This window comes from Cutibacterium nasicola (assembly GCF_051303185.1).
In the GTDB taxonomy this organism is placed as follows: domain Bacteria; phylum Actinomycetota; class Actinomycetes; order Propionibacteriales; family Propionibacteriaceae; genus Cutibacterium.
Genome location: NZ_JBPPGE010000003.1, coordinates 271,092 through 293,076, shown reverse-complemented (window position 1 = coordinate 293,076; position 21,985 = coordinate 271,092). Strand labels below are relative to the sequence as shown.

The 21,985-nt window shown below is 61.4% G+C and carries 15 protein-coding genes and 6 pseudogenes; 9 read left to right on the top strand and 12 right to left on the bottom strand.

Annotated elements, in window-relative coordinates:
* Window positions 1-317 precede the first annotated feature (317 nt).
* A complete protein-coding gene (locus tag ACSJJT_RS07040) occupies window positions 318-2,123 on the bottom strand; it encodes a protein kinase family protein (protein WP_435917601.1) in 1,806 nt (601 codons plus the stop codon).
* 67 nt (window positions 2,124-2,190) lie between these two features.
* Window positions 2,191-4,122: a DUF6049 family protein gene (locus ACSJJT_RS07035; RefSeq protein WP_435917600.1), complete on the bottom strand. Its 1,932-nt coding sequence runs from the start codon at window positions 4,120-4,122 to the stop codon at window positions 2,191-2,193.
* Between ACSJJT_RS07035 and ACSJJT_RS07030 the strand changes: the two genes are divergently transcribed.
* Window positions 4,121-4,363, top strand: coding sequence for a DNA-binding protein (locus ACSJJT_RS07030; protein WP_435917707.1), 243 nt, complete (start codon window positions 4,121-4,123; stop codon window positions 4,361-4,363). The two genes, ACSJJT_RS07035 and ACSJJT_RS07030, sit on opposite strands and share 2 nt — an antisense overlap.
* Before the next feature lie 20 nt (window positions 4,364-4,383).
* Here the strand turns inward: ACSJJT_RS07030 and ACSJJT_RS07025 are convergent, their stop codons facing one another.
* Window positions 4,384-5,883 carry a CCA tRNA nucleotidyltransferase gene (locus tag ACSJJT_RS07025; protein ID WP_435917599.1) on the bottom strand — a complete coding sequence of 500 codons (1,500 nt, stop codon included), beginning with the start codon at window positions 5,881-5,883 and terminating at the stop codon, window positions 4,384-4,386.
* Between the two features lie 120 nt (window positions 5,884-6,003).
* Window positions 6,004-6,258, bottom strand: a complete 255-nt coding sequence (locus tag ACSJJT_RS07020; RefSeq protein WP_435917598.1) for a hypothetical protein — start codon at window positions 6,256-6,258, stop codon at window positions 6,004-6,006.
* A 49-nt stretch (window positions 6,259-6,307) separates the two neighbouring features.
* Here ACSJJT_RS07020 and ACSJJT_RS07015 point away from each other — a divergent pair.
* Window positions 6,308-7,518: pseudogene (locus ACSJJT_RS07015) on the top strand (glycerate kinase).
* Window positions 7,519-7,693: 175 nt separating this feature from the next.
* On the opposite strand, the gene ACSJJT_RS07010 reads toward ACSJJT_RS07015, so the two are convergent.
* From ACSJJT_RS07010 to ACSJJT_RS07000, 3 genes are all read right to left on the bottom strand, one after another.
* The gene (locus ACSJJT_RS07010; RefSeq protein ID WP_435917597.1) at window positions 7,694-7,933 is read right to left on the bottom strand and encodes a helix-turn-helix domain-containing protein; all 240 of its coding nucleotides are present in this window, start codon (window positions 7,931-7,933) and stop codon (window positions 7,694-7,696) included.
* Window positions 7,934-8,530: 597 nt separating this feature from the next.
* Window positions 8,531-9,106: a P-loop NTPase family protein gene (locus tag ACSJJT_RS07005; protein WP_435917596.1), complete on the bottom strand. Its 576-nt coding sequence runs from the start codon at window positions 9,104-9,106 to the stop codon at window positions 8,531-8,533.
* 189 nt (window positions 9,107-9,295) lie between these two features.
* Entirely contained in the window at window positions 9,296-10,153 is an 858-nt protein-coding gene (locus ACSJJT_RS07000) for a mechanosensitive ion channel family protein (protein ID WP_435917595.1), read from the bottom strand.
* Between the two features lie 124 nt (window positions 10,154-10,277).
* Here ACSJJT_RS07000 and ACSJJT_RS06995 point away from each other — a divergent pair, with 124 nt between their 5' ends.
* Window positions 10,278-10,970, top strand: a complete 693-nt coding sequence (locus tag ACSJJT_RS06995) for a suppressor of fused domain protein (protein ID WP_435917594.1) — start codon at window positions 10,278-10,280, stop codon at window positions 10,968-10,970.
* Between the two features lie 4 nt (window positions 10,971-10,974).
* Here ACSJJT_RS06995 and ACSJJT_RS06990 read toward each other — a convergent pair.
* Both ACSJJT_RS06990 and ACSJJT_RS06985 read right to left on the bottom strand, forming a co-directional pair.
* A pseudogene (locus tag ACSJJT_RS06990) lies at window positions 10,975-11,388 on the bottom strand (substrate-binding domain-containing protein); the annotation flags it as partial.
* Between the two features lie 12 nt (window positions 11,389-11,400).
* A pseudogene (locus tag ACSJJT_RS06985) lies at window positions 11,401-11,798 on the bottom strand (LacI family DNA-binding transcriptional regulator); the annotation flags it as partial.
* On the opposite strand from ACSJJT_RS06985, the pseudogene ACSJJT_RS06980 reads away from it, so the two are divergent.
* Window positions 11,786-12,424: pseudogene (locus ACSJJT_RS06980) on the top strand (carbohydrate ABC transporter permease); the annotation flags it as partial. The pseudogenes ACSJJT_RS06985 and ACSJJT_RS06980 sit on opposite strands and share 13 nt — an antisense overlap.
* 1 nt (window position 12,425) lies before the next feature.
* Window positions 12,426-12,995 (top strand): annotated as a pseudogene (locus tag ACSJJT_RS06975) (hypothetical protein).
* 244 nt (window positions 12,996-13,239) lie between these two features.
* Here the strand turns inward: ACSJJT_RS06975 and fumC are convergent.
* On the bottom strand, window positions 13,240-14,646 hold the full coding sequence (gene fumC / locus ACSJJT_RS06970; protein WP_435917593.1) for a class II fumarate hydratase: 1,407 nt from the start codon (window positions 14,644-14,646) through the stop codon (window positions 13,240-13,242).
* 350 nt (window positions 14,647-14,996) lie between these two features.
* Here fumC and ACSJJT_RS06965 point away from each other — a divergent pair.
* Window positions 14,997-15,877, top strand: a pseudogene (locus ACSJJT_RS06965) (DUF559 domain-containing protein).
* Between the two features lie 171 nt (window positions 15,878-16,048).
* Here the strand turns inward: ACSJJT_RS06965 and ACSJJT_RS06960 are convergent.
* Window positions 16,049-16,912 carry a hypothetical protein gene (locus tag ACSJJT_RS06960; RefSeq protein WP_435917592.1) on the bottom strand — a complete coding sequence of 288 codons (864 nt, stop codon included), beginning with the start codon at window positions 16,910-16,912 and terminating at the stop codon, window positions 16,049-16,051.
* Between the two features lie 124 nt (window positions 16,913-17,036).
* Here ACSJJT_RS06960 and ACSJJT_RS06955 point away from each other — a divergent pair, with 124 nt between their 5' ends.
* The 3 genes from ACSJJT_RS06955 to ACSJJT_RS06945 all read left to right on the top strand — a co-directional run bounded on the left by ACSJJT_RS06955 (window position 17,037) and on the right by ACSJJT_RS06945 (window position 20,598).
* Window positions 17,037-17,873 (top strand): nucleotidyltransferase family protein, encoded by an 837-nt coding sequence (locus ACSJJT_RS06955; protein ID WP_435917591.1) that lies wholly within the window; start codon window positions 17,037-17,039, stop codon window positions 17,871-17,873.
* Window positions 17,870-19,060 (top strand): galactokinase family protein, encoded by a 1,191-nt coding sequence (locus ACSJJT_RS06950; RefSeq protein ID WP_435917590.1) that lies wholly within the window; start codon window positions 17,870-17,872, stop codon window positions 19,058-19,060. Before ACSJJT_RS06955 ends, ACSJJT_RS06950 begins: the two co-directional genes overlap by 4 nt.
* Window positions 19,061-19,173: 113 nt before the next feature.
* The gene (locus ACSJJT_RS06945; RefSeq protein ID WP_435917589.1) at window positions 19,174-20,598 is read left to right on the top strand and encodes a phosphoglucomutase/phosphomannomutase family protein; all 1,425 of its coding nucleotides are present in this window, start codon (window positions 19,174-19,176) and stop codon (window positions 20,596-20,598) included.
* 202 nt (window positions 20,599-20,800) lie between these two features.
* On the opposite strand, the gene alr is transcribed toward ACSJJT_RS06945, so the two are convergent.
* On the bottom strand, window positions 20,801-21,928 hold the full coding sequence (gene alr, locus ACSJJT_RS06940; protein WP_435917588.1) for an alanine racemase: 1,128 nt from the start codon (window positions 21,926-21,928) through the stop codon (window positions 20,801-20,803).
* Between the last annotated feature and the right edge of the window lie 57 nt (window positions 21,929-21,985).

The following is a 21,985-nucleotide window of genomic DNA, read 5'->3' as shown; positions in this document are numbered from 1 at the left end:
CGGTAGTTTCCCGTTGCGGGATTGTCGCGACGAGCCCCTGCCGCACAATCTTTCTCCACATGCCCCTCATGCCAGCCCCAACAACGACCAGACTCCATGACGAAAAGTGTCAGCTCGGGCGTAGGTTGGTGAATCCTGGTCTCGGGAGCGCGACGAGTTGGGAGTTTTCGTCATCGAGGTGGCGGACATCGGTAGACAAGGATGCCTCACTCGACGACGGCTCGGTCGGAAAGCCTTCGGTCAGCAGCTGGTGCCGCCACTGGGACGCACCCGCCGGAGAGTGGATGGCCGCCGGAGCGTGGCGTCGAAAAACGTCGTCAGGACCCGGTGACGGTGATGTCTGCGATCCCACCCTGGAACCGCGCGGTTGATTTCGGAGGAAGCTCCGTCAGATAGATCAGGAGATGACGGGTCCTCGTCTTGCCGGATGGTTTCAACATGACCGTCGATCCGGCCCCCGGTACCGCCGCCACCTGGGTCCACTCCTTGATCGTCGTCATAGGAGCTTCATCGGAGGAGACATCGCTGGTCGGCTGCCACAAGGAAATGTCCGTACCGGACCCAACCAGTCGCACCTTCACCGACGTGACCTCGGTGACGCGTCCCAAATCAATGACCAGGCCGACTCCGGGCTTGAGGTTCCCGAGTTTCGCAGAGTTGTGATAAATGAGTGTGTGCCAGGCCGTTGACGGGTCGCCGTCGATCGCGAGTCTGACCTCGTCGTGGTTTTCCTGGGCGTCGCCACCATCCCTTTCGGGATCAAAATCCTGGACGTGGGCCATCCTGACGGTCGTTGGCTCGCTGGATGCTTCCGGAGCGCTGCCGCCTGAATGGCGCACCCCTGCGACAATGAGACACACGATCATGACCACGCCAACGGCAGTCATGAGTATTGGTGGCCATCGACGGTTGTGAGGGCGTGGTTTCGCCAAGGCCGACTCGTCGTTGTCGTCCTCCGGCCATTCCTGCCCAGCGGGGGAGATCTGTGTGGTGTGGGGGTCGTTGTTGCTCGTCCACGGCACCGGACCTGCCTGACGACTCCACTCCCCGGCGGCAGCGTCCGGGGACCAATACCCCTCATCGTCAGGTCCGTACTCCTCTGCCCGTTCTGGCTGATCCTGGCCTGGCGCGAGAGTGGCGGATTCGTCGGATCGCCGTGGCTCCTCCCCGGCGCGGGAAGCCGGTCCCAGTGGGAACCGGATACGACGCTCGAGGTCAGCGGCGGCATCAGCTGAGCCGAGGGTCCGGCGCAGGGAACGTGCAATCTCATTCGCGGTGCGCAATGGCACTTCGTCGTAACGCGGAACCTGCGAGAGGATCTGGTCGCAGAGGACATCGAGGGCTGGGGAGACTCCGGAGCGCACTTCACGTGGGGTGAGCCAGCCGTGGGAGTCAGTAGGGGCGGGCGGCAGCCCCCAAGACATTGTCGAGGTCGGCTCGACGGATGGGCGGTGGCCACGTCCGACTGGCCAACGTGAGACCAGGCAGGCGTAAAGAACCCGTCCTATGTCCGTCACGTCGGCGACCTCGCGGTCCGGCCACGGACGAGAATTGTCGCCCGGTTGAGGATGCAACGCGGCTTCGATGAGCAAGCCGCTGATCTTGAGATTTCCAGTCGAAGTGACGAGCACTGTTCCGGGGTTGATGCGCTCGTGGAAGACCCCTTGGGCATGCAAGGGTGCCATCGCATCGGCGATTTCATGGGCAATCCAAGCCGCCTCCAACGCCGAGAGGGGCCCGGTCTCGAGCAGCTCCTCGACCGACTTCCCGGGAGCGTATTCGCTGACGACCCAGGATGCGGAGTCGCCCGGTCCGACGACGGCGTCGAGGACCCGCAAGAAGCGTGAATCGGTGGCGACGGCGGCCCGTCGGGCTGCATCCAGGACAGCGGGTGTGCGACGACCGTGCGGGGCCAGAGCGTGGATCAGGACCGGGCGATGCAGCTTGGTGTCGAAGGCTCGCCACGTCAGTGAGGACTCGGGATGGGAGAGCTCCTGGTCGAGGCGGTAACGCCCGCCCAGAAAGGACCTGGGGAGAAGATCGGGGAGGTCATCCTCGGCATGGAGATCCGAGTCGTGCTCACCGCCGTAGCGATCGGCGGGGTCCTCGAGAGACACTGCCACCTCCTGCCCGATCGATCCGAATGTGCATCGTCAACGATACCGATCCGTCTCGCGAACCTCGGGATTGTCACTCGGCGGGGTTGTCCTTACCGGTGGGGAGGCGATGTCCAGAATCGTCGTTCGGCGCGGTGTCAGTACTCTCTACCGCCAAAAGGGAGGGCGTGGTGTCAGAAATGTCATCGGGGGTCGAGTCAGTGGTGGGGTCGCTGGTCTGGGACTCACCGTCGGATTCGGCCTGACGTCGGGAATTTGCGGTCACCTGACGAATGCGCAGCACGGTGACGATGATGAGTACCAAGGCCGACACGACAATGATGATCCAGCCGACATCGTCCATCTGAGTCGCCTTGACGACGAAACTGGTCTGAGCTTCCAGGGAGCGTCCCGATGGTGTCGACAGGTGTGCCTGCATCTCGACGACGCCATTCGAGCTCGCCTTGGGAGCGAACTTGATGGTTTGTGTCTCCTTGGGCTGGATCGTGACGACCTGGGTGTCCGGGATGTCGATGCGCTGCGGGTTTTCCGAAGAGACGACGACCTTGACGTGAACCGTCTGCGCGAGCGAGTTCGTGACCGTCAGCGGAAAGTCATTGGTCGAGGAGGACATCACGAACTGCGGGGCCGAATGCAGGACCAGTCCGTTGCCGGCCATGGCGGCTGTCGCCGGGCGCATGACGTCAGTAGCCCATGCCCCGCGATCCTGGAGCGACGATGACAACGACCTGCTGACAAATTTCGCCGAGGTCAAGGACGTCATCTCTGGCGAGGCTCCCACGAGGTCAGACCAATCGTCCGAGTCGATCCCGACGTCATGTTGGACGCGCCACCAAGGGTCTTTCAGGATGGTGTCACCAGCGCGTGTTCCCGGCAGCCGCAGGCCCGGCTTGGCTCCAGTGAGAACTGCCGAGAGGCTCTGTAGATGCAACCACCCGACTGGTGCGGTGGCCTGGACATCATCTGCGGTGGTGACGAGGGTGACCGCCGGAATCGACTCGTGAGTCATGAGGAGGGCCTGGGACAGCAACATTCCCCGCCGCTGGGGGTCGCTGTTGGACTGTGGATGGCCGTCGGTTCGAGCGGTGTCGGCCAGACCGATCACCTTGACTCCGGCCTCTTCGCGGACGCCGCCACGAGCCGATGCCGCACACGTCAGGACCAGCGCGGGTGAGAGCTCCTTGGTGAGGGTCTTGAACGATGACTTGTCGAGTTCAGCTGCTGGGTCGACGATCGCCAATGGCAGCTTCGCGGCTGGATTCAATGGGTCCAGGGCGTGTTTCACCGTCAACAGGACATCGGGGCGGCCCTGTCGAACCGCTCCAATGACATCGGCATTTCCGTACGGTAGGCGATATGCCTGGCCGGTGGTCAGTAATGGTTCGACGAGGTCGAGCCATTCCCTGGCAGTTTGCTGGCCCCTGCCCTCGATGGTGGCCGAACCCTTGCCAGCGACGCGATATCCCGAGGCCATCGCGCGGACCTCATCGATGAGACTTGGATCAACGAGAACTGTCGCGTTACGGGTGCGTGCCGCCTCGGCCAGAGGTTTCAGTCGATGGGTGATGTCATTTGCGAGTGACTCATCAGTGAAGGTCCCGTCGATCCTGTGGGTGGGTACGGTTGAGAGCACGATGACGGGAGCAAGGTTCGCGCTGGTGTGTGCGTCTGAGAGCACCGTGAGGACTCGTGCTCGACCGACAGTTCTGCGCGACTGGTTTTCGGGGGACGCCTGCACGTGGACACCGACCGCGTAGACGGCGTTGGGTGACGTCAACCCCATCTGGGCTGGCGTTCCAGTCACGGTGAATGACCCGCTGTCACCTGGTTTGAAGGTCTGGTTGGCCTCAGGGTCGGTGATGTTGAAAATTGACGCTTCGTTGGGCTCCCGGTACCACCGCATGCCGACCGGCACGGTGGCGGGGGATGCCAGCAGGTCGGAAAGGTCCCGGGTGTCGTTGATCTGGTCCTGGGAGCGCCAGAACGACGCTTGGACCCATGTCATCGACACCGCGGAGGTATTTGTCACCGTCCCCTTGATGGTGATGGGAGTTTTGGGATCCCCTGTGGGTGGGCTGACGGAAGTAATCGCAACCTTGACCAACTCCGGTGCGGTACGTGCTTGGGCAGGAGAGGATCCTGCGGTGACGGTCGCAAGGACCATCAACAATCCCAGCAGCCAAGCGGCTGGGCGAAGGCGGGAAGCAGGTGACACGGTTGTCATGGTAGTTGGCTGGGTCGGGTGAACCCGCGGTCCGCGGGAGGATCAGTGCTCTTGCTCGGCCCACCACGCCAGCAGCGCAGCCTTTGCCTCGTCAGGAGTGTGCGGGCCTTCGTCGAGACGGAGGTTGAGGAGGAACGTGTAGGCCCTGCCCACCGCTGGTCCGGGTTTGATGCCCAGGGTGGCCATGATCTCCTCGCCGTCGAGGTCGGGACGAATCGCAGCCAGCTCTTCCTTGGCGGTGAGTTCGGCGATACGCCTCTCGAGGTCGTCGTAGGCGAATTCCAGCCGCTCAGCCTTGCGACGATTCCGGGTGGTGCAGTCGGAGCGGGTCAGGATGTGCAGACGCTCCAGCTGGTCGCCGGCATCACGGACGTAACGACGCACTGCCGAGTCCGTCCACCCCTGGTCACCGTAGCCATGGAAGCGCAAGTGCAGTTCGATGAGTTTTGACACGTCCTTGACGATCTGGCTGGGGTAGGTGAGGGCCTTGAGACGTTTTCGGGCCATTTTGGCTCCGACGACGTCGTGGTGGTGGAAGCTCACCTTGCCACCGGACTCGAATTTACGAGTCGGCGGTTTGCCGATGTCATGCAGCAGAGCAGCCAGACGACCGGTGAGGTCTGGCTCGTGATTGCGGTGCTTCTCGAGATCGATGGACTGGTCCAGGACTGTCAGGGAATGCTCGTAGACGTCCTTGTGACGATGATGCTCGTCACGTTCCAGACGCAGGGCCGGCAGCTCGGGGAGCACATGGTCAGCGATGCCAGTGGTGACCAAGAGGTCGAGGCCGTCGCGCGGGTGGTCGGTGAGGAGAGTCTTGGAAAGCTCGTCACGGACGCGTTCGGCGGAGATTATCTCGATGCGCGAGGCCATGTCAGTCATGGCGGCACGAACGTCATCGGTGACGGTGAAGCCGAGCTGGGACGTGAAGCGAGCAGCCCGCATCATGCGTAGCGGGTCGTCGCTGAACGACCGCTCCGGTGGGAAAGGAGTGCGCAAAATTCCCGCCACGATGTCGGCGAGTCCGGCGTAGGGATCGGAGAATGCTCGAGTTGCGGCATGCAGCGCCATCGCGTTGACCGTGAAGTCGCGACGAATGAGATCATCCTCGAGGGTGTCTCCGTAGACGATCTCGGGCTTGCGGGAGTCAGGGTGGTAGGCGTCGGCTCTGTAGGTGGTGACCTCCACCACCCATTCGCCGATGTGGGCACCGATCGTCCCGAAGGCTCGGCCGATGTCCCACGTCGCATGGGTGCGTTTGCGAAGAATTGCCTCCGTCTCGTCGGGGTGAGCGTCGGTGGTGAAGTCAAGGTCGTGTCCCAGACGGCCCATGAGGGCGTCACGTACTGACCCGCCGACGAGACAAAGATCATGGCCCGCCTGGGCAAAGACCTCGCCTAGTTCAGCGACCAGCGGCACCTGCTCAAAAAGCACATCGATGCGGTGTTGGAGCAACTGGGGCACGGTCATCCCCGACTCGTCGGGGGCTGGGCGCAGGGTGGTGGACAGCGTCGAGGGGCTGTTGACGTTTTTCTCAGGCATGGCGGCAGACAGCCTACGCGACAGTGGCCACCTCGCCGGCCACGGAGGTGTCAGGTGAGAGAGGAAGCGCCGGAACCGGGGCAGAAGAGGCCTGCGCTGTCGCGCTGACCGATGTCTTGGTCACGACAACTTACGACCGCGCGAGCTCTGGCGGGCGGTACCGCGGGACTTACCAATGCGGGCCAAGGTTCGCACGCGGGACCACTCGCAGAACAGGGAGAACAGCACAACGCACGCCAGCGTCACTCCAGCTGCCCAGCCGGGTAGATGACGGTACGCGGCCACCCACAACACGAGGGCAAGAACACTCAGGGACAGGTAGGCGCGATTCACCATGCCTCCAAGTTTACGGGTTGTGACGAAAACTGCCGACATCGTGGATGTCGGGGACGTCCCGTGACGGAGACAGACCTGAGATGGGGAAATGGTCATTGAAGTTGAGGGGGAGCCAGCTTCGGGTACGTCATGTTCGCGTGTCATGCTGAGAGCATGCGTTCTGATCCGAATGCGCCCGTGGTTGTGGCCGTTGACTCGTTCAAGGGGTCGCTGAGCTCCGGCAAGGCATGTCGGGCGGTACAGCGGGGATTTTCCGCAGCTGACCCGGATCGCGATGTACTGACGATCCCTGTTGCGGATGGCGGCGAGGGGACTGTGGAGGCCGTCCTGGCAGCCGGATTTCACGCCGTCACTGTCAAGTGCCACGGTGCCACTGGAGACCTCGCCGAAGTCGATTACGCCTTGCGCGGCGACGAGGCCGTCATCGAGATGGCCACGTGTTGCGGTCTGGAGCGAGCGGACAGGGTTTCCGGACCGCCGACTTCACGACGGGGATTGGTGGCGTCCAGCCAGGGGCTCGGGGAGGTCATCGCTGCTGCGTTGCGCAGTGGCGCGACTGACATCACCGTTGGTGTTGGGGGATCGGCATCCACTGATGGCGGTGCGGGCATGTTGGAAGCCCTTGGGGTGCGCTTGCTCGACAAGAACTTGGCGCCCATTTCTCCCGGTGCAGCGGGGTTGACGGACCTTTCACGCGTCGACCTGTCCGGGCTGAACCGAAAACTGGCAGGAGTGAAACTGACGGTGGCGTGTGACGTCACCTCTCCGCTGCTGGGGCTGAACGGCGCAGCGGCAGTCTTCGGCCCGCAAAAGGGATTGGACGAGGAAGGGGTTGAGGTTGCTGAAGCCGGTCTTACCGAGCTCGCTGATCTCGTGGAGGCGACCATTGGTAGCGCATACCGGGACTGCCCTGGCTCCGGTGCTGCCGGTGGAGTTGGTTGGGCGCTTCGTTGTCTGGGCGCGGAGTATCGCCCGGGAGCAGCCACAGTGCTCGGATGGGCCAAGGCGGTGTCAAAAATCTCGAGGGCGGGGTTGGTCATCACAGGCGAGGGCAGACTCGACCAGCAGACCCTTCTCGGGAAGCTACCCGACACCATCCGCAAGATTGCTCTCGATGCCGGGGTTCCCGTCTGGGCAGTGTGCGGCAAGTGCGACCTACCAGAGGACAAGCGCGGTGCCTTCCAACGGATCATCAGCCTGTCCGACATCGAGCCGGATCCTCACGAGTCGATGGTCCACGCAGGGTCATTGCTCAGTCGGGCGGTCGAGGCGGCCGTGCGGGAACAGTCGGCGGGCTGAGAGGTGAGAGGCCTTTGCGCATGGCGACTGCGGCGATTTCGGGTCGATGCCGGACTGGCCGTTGAGCACCGCACGAATGGCGTTCATGAGGGAGGCGCCAGTGATGGATTTGAGGAGGCAACCGTCTGCCCCGGCAGCCATGCGGCGTGCAGGTGATCGCTGCTTGGCAGCGCCGTCAGAAGAATGATGCTGCCTTTGTACCCCCATGCCTCACAGGATTTTGGCGGCCTCGATACCAGTACGCCCCGGGCAGGTCGATGTCGGCGAGGACGAGATCGGACATGAGCCCAGTGGCTGCCGTGACCAAGCCGTCACCACGTGCGACGCGATGAATGATCTCGAATTCGGGCTCGGTCGGCAGCAGTGCCTCAGCTACGAGCTCAGAGTCTTCGGTGACGAGAATTCTTGACGTCATGGGCATCCTCCGTCACCACGATGCCCGTCCTGGGCTGCTGGTGGGGAAAATCTCACCGGGGACCCGAGACGATGAGCATCTTCGCGGAGCCGTTGGAGGGAGAACGTGTTCGTGTCCCCGGCGACAGCGTAGTCAGTATGGTGGCGCGCTCAGGCAGTCCGCCACCCATCAATGGGCTGTGGGGCTTCTGGGCCTGAGGATGACCGGAACCGCCTGACAACCGGAACACTTGGGCCGGGCTGGGTGCGAAGCATTCACGCCCTATGACGAGTTTCGTCAGTTCGCGGCACGGAATGACACGTGGGTGCACAGAGGTGTCGAGAAATGGGAGAAGCCCGCGAAGACGCGGGAGTTTAACGGTTGGTCAGTTCATGGGGCCAATGGGACAGCTGCCGTTCGGTGCTCTTGGTGAAGCGTTGGGAGGCCCAGAACACAAAATCGGTGAACCAGCACAAGGTGCCGAGGAAGGCGAGCCGGGTGCTCACTAGGGCAGGAACGTGCATGACGACATCCGGTCGAAAAGACAGACCGATGGCCAATCGAAAGCGGAGAAAACTACCGAGCTGAACCAAGCACCGTCAATCTTATGGCCCAGACTCACGGGACGCCGTGGGCCCAGCCGTTGGCTTCGTCGACAGAAACCGACGCCGCACAGTTGGCACTGGAGGTTGCCGCATCGTGAACGGCGATGCCGATCGCCATCCACATGGCGAAGTTGCCTCCCGGAAGATCAGCGGAGTGGGTGGTGCGGAAAAGCGGGAGATACAGCATCGTTGGCAGGGCGGGGTTGAAGATCAACGTCGAGCGTCGGAAAGGATGGCCCAATTCGCGCCAGAGGCGCTTCAGGGAGATGGAGAAGTGGCGGTGCGCCTCCCGAGCTGCGACTGTGGTGAGGGTCCCGCGGCCATGTCGGGTGTCCTTGTGGATCTCGTCCCAGACGTCGCGGCGGGCCTCGACGTCTATACCCGCGGTCGGCTCATTGAGGATCAGGAAGTCCGGACCGGGCAGCCTGGAGGGGATCAGTTCCGAAGACGTCCGTGCGACCGGCGTCGGGGCGGGTGGGGCCCAGAGATATGTCGATAGTGTGTCGATGGTCCTGGATTTCTCGGTGCCGTTCGGGCCGATGAGAGCAACCACTTCGCCGCGTCCAACCGTGAAGGAGATGCCCGTCACCGCGTGAACAGTTTTCCCGGCTGGGCCACGTGTGGTTTTTCATCATGAGCCGTTTCTGTCCAGTGGAGTTCCGTTGGGAGCGACCCTTCTCAATGAGAAGATCCAGAACCCATCCAAGGACCTATCGAGGCGCGGTATCACACGACGGTGATGACAGGTGTCATGTTTTGTCGAAAACGACCCGTCAGATCAGAACGCCCCGCGAATCCGCGCCGCGTCGAAGGCGTCCTTGCATTCGCGACGCAGCGCCCGAAGTACAGCGGGGTGCTCATTCGCGATGCACTTCGTCATCACTTGGAACGTCATAGTGTCGCCGGTAATGTCCCCGACTCCGAGCACTACAGGCTTGTCGAGAAGAATATTTTCGAATTCGGCTTCGAGATCGTTGAGGACCTTCCGGATAACGCGAATTACCTGATGTGGATCTTCCAAGGCGTGGACTTTGATATCGGTGCAAGAGGTGGTCCACCCCTGGGTAATGTTGCCGACCTTGATGATCTCACCATTGCGCAAATACCAGGCTGCCCCATTCCAATCTCGAATTCGAGTAACTCGAAGGCCGACATCCTCAACGAGTCCTTCCACCTCATTGATCTTCACCGCGTCCCCGACGCCATACTGGTCCTCGAAGATGATGAAAAGTCCCGCCAGGACGTCCTTGACGAGGGTTTGTGCGCCGAAGGCCAGCGCCACGCCGACGATTCCGGCAGAGGTGAGGATCGGAGTGATTTTGATGCCGATCGTGCTGAATCCCGATAGCAGGGCGACGATGATGATGACCGCGACGCCGACGTTCGACAGCAGCCCGCCGACTGTTGTGGTGCGTTGATTCTGCCTGTCGAGGCTCGCACCGGTCGCCCCCGCAAGGATACGACGGGTGCGCCCGGGCATAGTGGCCTCGCGCTTCTCTGAGCGCGACACCATGAGGCGAATGGTCCAGTCGACGCCTTTACGCAGCAGCCAGCGGGCGACAATCGCAAGAGCGAGGATGATGAGGATGTGGATAAGAGTGTCCCATGTCCACACGTCGGATTTCAGCGGAGGCATGCTCTCCCTTCACGGTCGGGGTCAGGTGACAAAAGTGTTCTTGGCAACACCTCCACCTTCCCACTGCGGGCAAAAATCCCCCTTCGCGGACACGCTCGAGTCGTCAACGTGACAGGATCGAGGTATGAGTGACGACAATGTCTCCCCTGCAGCACGCCTTCCTGGCGGTGACCAGTCGGCGGCAGAACGACCGCTTGACCCACAAGACCTGCCTGAGCATTTGGCCGAACCGACGCAGATGCCTTCGACCGGTCCTCAAGTCGCCCAGGCGGTGGTCGAGGCAGTCGGTGGCACTCCTCGCGCTGATGGCATGGTCGATGCCTCTGAGGAGGTTCGCATTGACGTGCTGTCCTTCGCGGACGCACCGGCGCCGGGGTGGTCAACCTGGTCGACCGTGAGCTTGCACGTCGAGCCGAACGCCATTGCCCTCGCCGACGGCACCAGCAGTGACATTCGTGCCGAGCTCATGGTGGTCGGAGCTCCCGGTTCTGACGTCATGGGCAAGGTTCTCGGATCCTGTGCCTTTGCGGTGCTGCGTGACCATTGGCCGATGGCCCCCGGCATCGTCTTCGGTGACGTCGTGTCGATGTACGCGCCGAATTCCACCACCCCACACCTGATGTGGTGTCATCCATTCACCACCCCCCAGCTCGACCGGGTGGAAATCGGCGACCTCAAGGTGCACTGGTTGCTGGGAATGCCGATCACCGAGGCTGAACGTCAGTGGTTGGAGACCAACGGATTCGACGCGTTCGTTGAGCTGCTTGACGCGAAGGCGGTCAATTACACCGACCTGCAACGTCCGTCGGCGGTCTGATCTCTCAGGCTGACTCGCGCCAGACTATGTCGTTGGGTAGAACGAGGTGGCGCTGGAGGAGTTTCTGACCGCGAATCTGCGCAACGGCCATGTCTGCCAGGGCAGCTCCTGTTGCCTTGGCATCGCTGCGCACTGTTGACAGCGGGGGATCGTTGAGTGCTGCGACGGGTGCGTCATCAAAACCGACCATGCCCACGTCCTGCGGCACTCGTCGACCCGCCTCGCTGAGGGCCCGGATCGCGCCGGTGGCGTGCAAATCGGACGCCGTGACCACTCCGTCGAGGTCCGGACAGCGCTCGAGGAGTTCGGACATTGCCCGCTCGCCTGCAGCGGGGGTCCATCCGTTGACCGTGGTGTGCCCGATGGCGGCATTTTTCGCACCTTGGTGAAAACCGTCGAGGCGCATCTGGGTGACGGGCCCCTCCAACGTGTCGGTGTCCGCCGATGGGATGTCAGATCCAGGGAATGGCAGGGACGCCGTAACGAGAGGGATGGTCGTCGTCATGAGACGCCGGATCAATGGATCTTCGTTGGTCATGGCGACGAGAATTGCCGCGTCGAAGGATCCTCCGGCAATCAATGTCCGACGCGTTCTGCCGAGTGGGGGGAATCGACGAGCGCGAGCAGCATCTGGTAGCCGTGTTCCGACAGGCGAAGACTCGCTCTGGATGCCATCTGAGAAAGGGTCGGCTCGGTATAGAAGACGTTGACGTTTTCTCGCGCCACCAGCACCACGGTGCCAGTCGATTGAATCCGCAGCGACCGTACTGCCCGATTTGGCACGTAGCCGGTGGCGATGATTGCGTCAGCAACAGCTCGGGCTGCAGAACTTCCACGAGGTGTGCACGAATACGGCCTTTCGGAGCCGTCCAGATCCCGATCATGATCCTGGCCGTCCTGTTCCTGGCCCTGGTTATCGACTCCCATTTGGTGCGCCATGTCGAGTTCTGCCGACTCTCCTACTTCCTGCCCTACGCGGTTCCGGGCCTTGCCCGCGCAATCATGTGGACCTACCTCTACCTGCCTGAAATTTCGCCGTTCGTCGGGCATCTCAGCTTCAGCTTGCTGAGCTCTCACGTCATTCTGGGCTCAATGGCCAACATGACGACGTGGACGTTCACCAGCTACGACATGCTCATCTTCTTGGCCGCTTTGCAGGCGATGGTGCTTCCGGATGGCAGATCGTGACGAAGATCAAGATCTCGATGGTTCGCGGTGCTGCACTGCTGGCTGTCCTGTTGTCGATTATCGACGCCGTCCAGCTCTTCAGCGTGGCCACCCAGGCGACCTGGATCCCGCGTGACTACACCCCGATGATGATGGCCTACAACGCCATGAATGGAAACAGCAGCCCGAGTGGTGCCGGACCGGCCTCGGCGGTGTCCATCATGATGGCGTTGGTCGCTGGAATGCCCACAATGATCTATGCCCTCGTCCAGAGGAAGGCGGACTGACATGGTTCACGCCGAGACTGCCGTCACCAAGAACGGCATTCGCTACCGTTCGTCGCCGGCAGGGCTGCCGCCGCGCTCCATCGCTCCCTCAAGGACGGCTAGGGGGATCACTTTCGTGATCTTGGTCTTTGTGGCCTGCTGCTTCTTCCTATCATCTGGTTGATTATCGCATCGACCAAGAACAACACTCACTTCGTGAGTACCCCTGAATTCGCCCTCGGCGACTTCAGCCGGGTCACCAACTGGCGTTCCCTGATGGTTTGGACCAAGGGGCTGTTCCCGCGTTGGGTCCTCACTCGTTGGTCTACTCGACCGTGGCAGGTGCCGCTGGGACGATCATTACCATGGTGTTGCGCCTGCTTGCCCATGCCATGGTGACGATCTTCTTGTTCATTTTCGTCGCCACGTGGAACAAACTCCTGTTGCCGTTGATGATCACCAACGAGAGCGTGCCGCCGGTGGCCCAAGGGCTCTACGGCATGAGGGCCCGGGCAAGGGCGCGGTGATGCTGGCCACTGTCATTGACGTCATCCCGCTGGTGATTTTGCTCCTGGTGCTTCAACGTTACTGACAGTCTGGGCTCGCCGCCGACGCCGTCAAGAGCTGATGCCAGATGGAGTCCAACTGGACCCCGGCCGCATAGATTCCTATGTCTGGGTGGGTTTTCCTGTCTTAGGATCCACCAGACGTGCGACGGATCATCTCGTATTTGAAACGGCCTGCTTTCCCTGATCCTGTTCTCGTGTGTCCAAAAACATCGGACCGGTCACTGTCAATGCAGTGACCGGTCCGATGCGTCGTCGGGACGACGAAAATCACTCGGCAGCGCTGGGGTGAGTCATGTCAGCGGGGACGACCCACCTGTCGAAGTCCTCTTCGCTCATGTCACCGACCGTCAGGGCAGACTCGCGCAGGCTGATGTCCTTGTGGTGGGCATTCTTGGCGATCTTCGAGGCCAGGTCGTAACCGATGTGACGGTTGAGAGCCGTGACCTGCATGAGGTTCTTGTCAAGGTTCTCCTTGATCTTGTCCGGGTTCGGCTCGATGCCGTATGCGCAGTGCTTGTCGAAGCTCCTGCACGAGTCGGCAATGAGGCGAATCGACTCCAGGCAGGCGTGGGCCATCACGGGCTTGAACACGTTGAGCTGGAAGTTGCCCTGTGACCCGGCGAAACCGACCGTCGCGTCGTTGCCGAAGACGCGAGTGACGACCATCGTCATGGCTTCACACTGGGTCGGGTTGACCTTGCCAGGCATGATCGAGGAGCCGGGCTCGTTCTCAGGGATGAGGATCTCGCCGATACCATTACGCGGTCCGGAGGCGTACCAGCGGACGTCATTGGCGATCTTCATTAGGGCGTCGGCGAGGACTCGCAGCGACCCGGATATCTGCACTAGGGCGTCGTGGGCGCTCAGGGCAGCAAAAAGATTGTCGGCCTGCCTGAACTCGATGCCGGTCTCCTCGGTCGCATGCTTAGCGACGGTCGGACCGAAATCAGGGTGGGCGTTGAGGCCGGTGCCGACGGCGGTGCCGCCGATGGCCAGCTCACGAGCGCGGGAGTCGGCGTAACGGATCCCGTCCAGGGCGAAGTCAATCTGGGCGACCCAGCCGCTGATGACCTGGCCAAGACGGATCGGGGTGGCGTCTTGCAGGTGGGTGCGACCGACCATCACGACGTCGTCGTACTTCTTGGCCTTCTCGTCGAAGGTGTCGCGAAGTTGCTGGACGGCGGGGTACAGGCGCTCGTTGATGGCGCACACGACGGCGATGTGCATGGCCGTCGGGAAGGTGTCGTTGGAGGACTGGCCGCGGTTGACGTGGTCGTTCGGGTGGACAGGTTCCTTTGAACCGCGCTCGCCACCGGCCAGTTCAATGGCGCGGTTGCTGATGACCTCATTGGTGTTCATGTTGGACTGGGTGCCCGAACCGGTCTGGAAGACCACCAGCGGGAACTCGTCGTCGAGTTTTCCGGCGATGACCTCGTCAGCGGCCTTCACGATGAGGTCGGCGATATCGCCCGGCAGCTCCCCCAGTTCCTTGTTGGCCAGTGCCGCGGACTTCTTGAGAGTTCCGAGAGCACGGATCATGTCCCGGCCCCAGACGAAGGTGTCACGGCCGATTTCGAAGTTGTGAAGGGAACGCTGTGTCTGGGCGCCCCAGTAGTGCTCGGCGGGTACTTCGACCTCGCCCATGCTGTCTTTCTCAGTGCGCATCTCTGCCATGCCGCAAGCCTACTTTGCAGGTTCATGATGGGACCGGGTGGGGTGTCGGGATTTTTCGTCAGCGAGTGCAAGTGGCGGGAACAACACAGGGCGTCCCTTCCTGGCAGGTGATTTACCGGAAAGTAGCGGTCCTGGTGGGGGACTCGGATGACAACTGTCATCTCGCTGGTGCCACAGGCATTGGGGCGCAGGTGACACGTCTGGACCGACGGTTTTCGACGGGAAGAGACGAGGCTCGGATGTCGACTCATGAAGATGCTTGTGGATAACGCCGAATCCACATCCACGATTTATCCACAGATTTCACATTGGATGGCGGAAACGCCCACCCCGAGACGACAACTGAAGACATGGAGCTAGTCGACATCCTTGAGGCCAGCGGTGGCGTGGCGAGAATCAGTTCGGTGGGCCGGATTGCGCGACAGGCGCGCAAAGCCGCGCGAGAAGGTCGGGTCATCAGACCCTTGCCCCGCATCGTGATGACGATGGAGGCGGCGCGGCGACCTGACGCCTGGATGCGGGCTGTCATGCTGTGGCGGCCGAATGCAATCTTCACCGGGCGTGCCGCGCTCTACTTAGCAGGAATGACGGACATTGACGTCACGGAGATCGACGTCATAATCCCGCATGTGATGCCCCGGTTGCCAAGGAGGAGCTGGCTACGTTTTCACCGAGCCGGATGCGAGTCAATCACTGACGACCGTGATGGATTCAGGACGACTCACGCCTACACGTGCTTCTGGTTGGCTCTTCGAGGGGACTGGGAAGCAGCCACGGCATCCCTTCGCGCAGGATGGGTGAGTCCTGAGGAGCTCCGACACGCCCGACATCGCTTGGCCCGTAAGGCGTCACCTCGAACCACCAAAGAGGTGCTGCGGCAACTCCTCGATCGACCATGGTCGGTAGCCGAACGGGAGCTTCATGCGCTCTTGCACGAGTACCGAATCAGCGGGTGGAAGGCGAATGAGAGGTTGTGGATCAATGGACGCGTGCTCTTCCCCGATCTCTGGTTCAAGCAGGAGAGGGTGATCGTCGAGGTTGATGGCTACGCCTTTCACGGGAAGTCCCGGGATTACGAGATGACTGCTCGGCGTCATGCCCTCCTGGCAGGGGCTGGGTGGCGCGTCATCCGCGTGCGCCGACGATGATCCGCGAGGCTCCAGAGCTGGTTCTTGACACCATCAGGTCAGCATTGTGGCGTCGACATCGAGGGACATTCGTCCCGGTATGAGGCGCGGCTGCCAATGCCTCGATCCGGAGCGTTGGAGCGGCCCTGGATGGGGCGACGCGAGTGCGAAAACTGTCACCTCAAGAAGGGGCGCAGCAAATTCGCGTAGATCCCGTTGTGCAACGGAGGTTCTTCACGCCTCACAGTGAGAGGTCGGCCGCATGTCGAAGGTTGTCAGTGTTGCGAGAAGATGGACGACGTCAACAGACATGAGCCGTGGTCCTCCGAAGCGTCATGGAGGCGCATGGTCGATGGCTCCTGGGTCATGGAGATGGCAGCCGAACCGCAATGGATGTCGTCGAAGCGATAATCGGCGACGACCTTTGCCGTGCCGGTGCTGGTGGGAGACTTTACGGCTACAGCAGAGAGGTGTTTCCCTTGAGTAGTGGGAGTTTCCGGGGATGCCGATGAATGCGCGCTGCACAAGGGGAGTGGGGGCGCTTCGGGAACTGAGAGACTCGCCGTATCAAACCGGGGGGCAGGGATCTCGGATGGAAGGGGTTCGTAACTGTAAATCCCCACGGGTTCGGGGACGTTCCCATCGGGGTCTGGGGTAGTAGACGGCGAAGGCTGCGCATACGTCGGTGTTGGGAGGGTCTGATGATGAGGACGTACAGGTTCATCGTGCTTCTCGGGGTCGTCAAGAATGCCCGGGAGCGCACCAGTCAGGGCGGTGAAGGAATCGCTGAGCAACTTGTCATCTGAGAGGTCTGACGACGTATCAGCAGCATCCGCCGATGGGTGGGGTCGACGTTCGATGACGTTCTTCTGCTCCAAGGAGTCGGGGCTCGGGCTCAGCGGTTCATCGTTGTCCGCGTCAGATTTGTGCTCGTAGTCCCAACCAGTGCTGCGTTTCTTCTTGTCCTTCTGCGCCTGAACGATCCACATGATGACAGTCACGAGTAGCGCCAGCCCAATGGCCCCGTCGAAGCCTGTGTCCTTCATGACGAAAAGGAGGATGGTGAAAAAGACTACTGCCGATGAGTATTTGCTAGCCGACGAGCCTTTGCCCGGGGTGCCCTTGCTACTGATGGCCATGTCATGAGGATACGTGATTGCTGGCGCCAACGGTCTGCCGGCAAAAATGGAAAGGGATCACCTGAAGTGACCGTGTGCCGTCCTCGCTGCGTGCGAGAACGAGACGATTCCTAGGATTACTCACATGACACACGATCCCGTGACACAACGAGCTCCTCACAAGGCCGTCATCATGGCTCGAGGCCTGGGAACCCGCATGCGCAAGGCCGCTGTGGGTGTCTCCCTCACTGCAGAGCAGGCAAGCGCCGCACAAGCGGGCGTCAAGGCAATGATCAGTCTGGATGGCCGTCCTTTCCTCGATTATGTGATTTCTTCCCTCGCAGATGCCGGGTTTGACCAATTCTGTCTGGTGATCGGTCCGGAGCATGATCTGATTCGCGATTACTACGACTCTTGCGAGAAGTCACGAGGCGAGATCACATACGCGATTCAGGAACAGCCGCTAGGTACTGCTGATGCAGTTGCAGCTGCCGAGGACTTCGCCGGTGACGACAGAGTCCTTGTTGTGAACTCGGACAATTTCTACCCCGAGGACGCTGTTGCCAGGCTTCGCGAAGTACCCGCATCGGCGACGCTCGGCTTCACGAAGCGTGCCATGATCGATCAGTCCAATATCGACCCGGAGCGTATTCGTGCCTTCGCTCTGCTGGATTCTGACGATTCTGGTCAGCTCACCGACATCATCGAGAAGCCGGCCCCCGAAGTTGTTGACGCTGCTGGGGAGACCGCGTTGGTCTCGATGAACTGTTTCCTGCTTACCCCGAGGATTTTCGAAGCCTGTCGTTCCATCGAGAAATCTGCGCGTGGTGAGTACGAGATCGTCGATGCGGTGCGGTGGATGGTCGAGCAAGGCGAGCGGTTTGCCGTTGTTCCCGTCGAAGCGGGCGTTCTTGACATGTCGAACCGTGGGGACATCGCCTCGGTGGTTGACGCGCTCGGTGGTCGCGAGGTGAAACTATGACGCGTTGGTTCGTTCCAGGGCGTATCGAGGTCCTCGGGAAGCACACCGATTACGCCGGTGGGTCGACGTTGGTGGCCGCAGTGGATCGCGGCGTGACAATTTCGGTGGAGCCAGGGGACAGGGGGCTCACAGCATCGACCGACGCAGCTCCCGGTGAGTTGTCGTTGAAGGCTGGCTACGATCCAAAATTGCCGGCAGGGCACTGGGGCAGGTACGCCCAGGCCGTACTCGATCGCCTGACGGCCAATTTTGGCGACCTGGCCCCGGCGAGGATCCGGTTGACCTCCGACCTGCCGCTTGCCAGCGGGATGAGCTCCTCGTCAGCTCTGGTCAGCGCGATTGTGCTTGGTCTGGCCGATTTCAACGGGCTGTCGGATACCACTGCTTGGCAAGACAACATCACCGATGACGTTGACCTGGCAGGATACCTGGCCTGCCACGAGAACGGCATGACCTTCAAGAACCTTGCTGGTGCCGCTGGCGTGGGAACTTTTGGCGGCTCAGAGGACCACACGGCGATGGTGTGCAGCGAGGACGGTCGACTCGGGCAATTCCGCTTCTGCCCGATCCGACTGGAGAGACGAGTCCCGTTCCCCGAGGACATGTCGTTCGTCGTCATTGTTTCTGGGGTGGCGGCTGAGAAGACCGGAGCTGCGCGGGATCTCTACAACGCAGCGTCCCTGGCAACTCGGGAGATCGTCAGTCGGTGGAATTCGAACACTGGTCGTCATGACGCGGTCATCGGCGATGTCCTTGCCGTTGACCCTGACGCCGAGAAGCTTTACGAGGTGGTGCGGGATCGAGAGGACCTCACCCGACGCCTGGATCATTTCCTGACCGAGTCCGAAAAGATCATCCCGGAGGCGTCCAAGGCGCTATCGGGTGGCGACCTCGAGGAGTTCGGTCGAATGGCCCAGGAATCTCAGCGAGCGGCCGAGGATCTTCTTGGCAACCAGGTTCCGCAGACCGCCGCCTTGGCGCGCATCGCGCATGATCTCGGAGCGGTTGGTTCAACCTCCTTTGGTGCTGGTTTTGGCGGCTCGGTGTGGGCGTTGGTTCCGTCCGCGGAGTCGAAGGAGTTCGCCGAAAAATGGATCGCCTCGTATCGCGACGAGTACCCGGAAGAAGCGTCCCAAGCGATGACTGTCGTTGCCCGTCCGGGACCCTCTGCTCGGCGCCTGGACTGAAAAGCCGGGAGTCCGCTCATCGCCATCTCGCCATCGCGCAGGGGTGGTGAGCGGATCTTCGCGACCGCGGTCGTCCTGGAACCTGAAAGGGTTTTCCAGCTTATTCTTGAGTCGTGGCGGACGAGATCGAATTTGGCACTGGCGGCTGGCGAGCGATCATCGCGGATACCTTCACTCGTTTCAATGTTGAGCGAGTCGCTCAGGCGTTATCAGACCGTATACATGACGAGAATCAACAGCAGCGCCCGGTTGTCATTGGGTACGACCAACGCTTCCTCTCCCCAGAATTCGCATGGTGGGCGGCAGAAGTGCTCGCGGCTAATGGGCTCACCGTTCGGATCATTGACCGGCCTGCCCCGACCCCGATGATCATGTGGACTGTCCGCGATCTGGACTGTGCCTATGGCATGGCGGTCACGGCCTCCCACAACCCCGCGACGTACAACGGACTCAAGGTGTTCACGGAGGGCGGTCGTGACGCCAAGGTGGAGATCACTGAACCCATCCAGCGTCGTGCCAATTCCATCGGCCCATCCGACATCAAGCGCGTACACCGCGCTGACGCCCTTCGCGACGGGCTGGTCGAGGTGCAAACCTCGATGAACTGGTACATCGATGCGATCCTCGACAACGTTGACCTTGACACGATCCGGCACGCCCACCTCAAGGTTGTCCTCGACCCGATGTTCGGAGTCTCTCGCACCTGCCTCCAGACCATCCTCATGACGGCTCGTTGCGACGTCGACACCATTCACGAGCGCCGCGACACCCTCTTTGGTGGGCGTCTTCCTTCCCCGAACTCCAAGACTCTGCAAGCGTTGACCCAGGAGGTCGTCGAGCGGGGAGCCGACATCGGCATCGCCACCGATGGTGACGCTGACCGACTTGGTATCATTGATGATCAGGGACATTTCCTGCACCCCAACCAGATCTTGGTCCTGCTGTACACGTACCTGTTGGAGGACAAGGGCTGGAAGGGCGGGTGCGTGCGCAACCTCGCGACGACACACCTGCTCGATCGCGTTGCCGAGGCCCACGGGCAGACGTGCTACGAAGTTCCGGTCGGTTTCAAGTGGGTGTCGTCCAAGATGGCTGAGACCGGCGCTGTGATCGGCGGTGAGTCCTCGGGAGGTTTGACCGTCAAGGGACACATTGCGGGCAAGGACGGCGTCTACGCGGGCACCCTGCTGGTGGAAATGATCGCCAAACGGGGCAAGAAGCTCTCCCAGATCTACGCTGACATCGAGGAGCGTTACGGTCGCCTCGAGATGGTGGAGGATGACTTCTCCTTCGCGTCCGAGGACAAGGAGGCGCTCAAGAAGCGCATCTACGAGGAGAAAGATCTTCCCGACTTTGGCCTCGAGATTGACCACATCAGCGACATGGACGGAGTCAAGGTGTACTTCGCCAACGGTGGGTGGATCATTGTTCGCTTCTCCGGTACCGAGCCCCTGCTACGAGTGTTCTGCGAGATGCCGGCCGTTGGGACAGCCCGCGCGTGCATCGACAAGGTCGTCAAGCACTATCACTTCGAGTGACTGGTTGGCCAAGGGGTTTGGTCCGGCGAGCCGAGCCGTTGGCCCAGCGATGGATTTACCCGTTTGGTGTGTGGTTGCGGCAAAGGTGTGACGTGACCACACATGAGGCGGGGATTCTTGCGTTGTGGGCCCAGGGCAGGGAGCCATAGGGCTGAATCGGGATGAGGTCGTCCTTGCCCAGCAGTCCAATGAGATCGGCCCGTCAGCCCGCGGTCCAACGACGATCCACCCGCTTCGAAATGTCACAGGTGACCTCGTAACTGATTGTTCCGAGCTGCTCAGCCATGTCGTCGGCGGTCAGAACCTCGTCCCCCTGGGTTCCGATGAGAACTACCTCATCGCCCACGGCGACGGTCGAATCAGGGCCGAGATCGACCATGAACTGATCCATGCATACCCGACCGACGATAGGATGAGCAGCGCCTCCGATGAGTACCCGCCCCTTGTTTGACAATGCCCTGGACAGGCCATCTGCGTATCCGACAGGCACGGTGGCGATCTTTGTCGTCTCGCTTGCGGTCCAGGTCCTTCCGTAGCCGATGGTGTCGCCCGAACCGACGGTTTTGACGAAGGTGATGTGACTCACCCAGGACAACGCAGGGTGCAGCTCGACGCGATCGGCGTGTGGGTCAGGGTCGTATCCGTAACCAACGATGCCAGCGCGCACCATTGACGTTCTTCCCAGGTCATGACCAAGGATGGCACCGGAATTCGCAAGATGCACCAGCGGGAAAGGCCCGGTCCTTGTCTCGACCCGGGAGACAGCGTCCATGAAGGTCACGATCTCGTGACGGGTGAAGTCCTCACCTTCGGGAACGTCACTGATGGGTAGGTGAGTGAAAACTCCCTCGACTTCGACGTTCTCGGCACGATTCGCGGCGGCTGTGAGTTCGCCAAGTTGTTCAGGCCGCAACCCGATACGCCCCATACCGCTGTCGACGGCAATGTGAACCTTGACGGTAGCTCCCCGTTTTCCAGCGGCAGAGTTCACAGCATCCAAGGTGTCGAAATCCACCACCGTGAGTCGCATGCCGGATTCGACAGCGGCGTCAAGGTCCCAGGGGTCAACGGGGGACAGCTTGAGGATGGGGAGGGTGATGCCGGCTTCCACCAGTTCTTGACCTTCCGCGACAGTGGCGACGGCGAGCCAGTCAGCGTAGTGATGCTTTTCGACATAGCGGGAAACTTCGACGGCGCCGTGTCCGTAGGCATCGGCCTTGACGGCAAAGAGGACTTTCCGATCACCAGCCCGTTTTCTGACGACGGCGAGGTTCGCAGCGATGGCAGACAGGTCAATGGTGGCATGTGAGGGCGACGGGCATCTTGACATGTGTCATAACTCCTTTGAGCTGTCAGAAATTGCGATGCGGTCAACGAACTGGGGAGG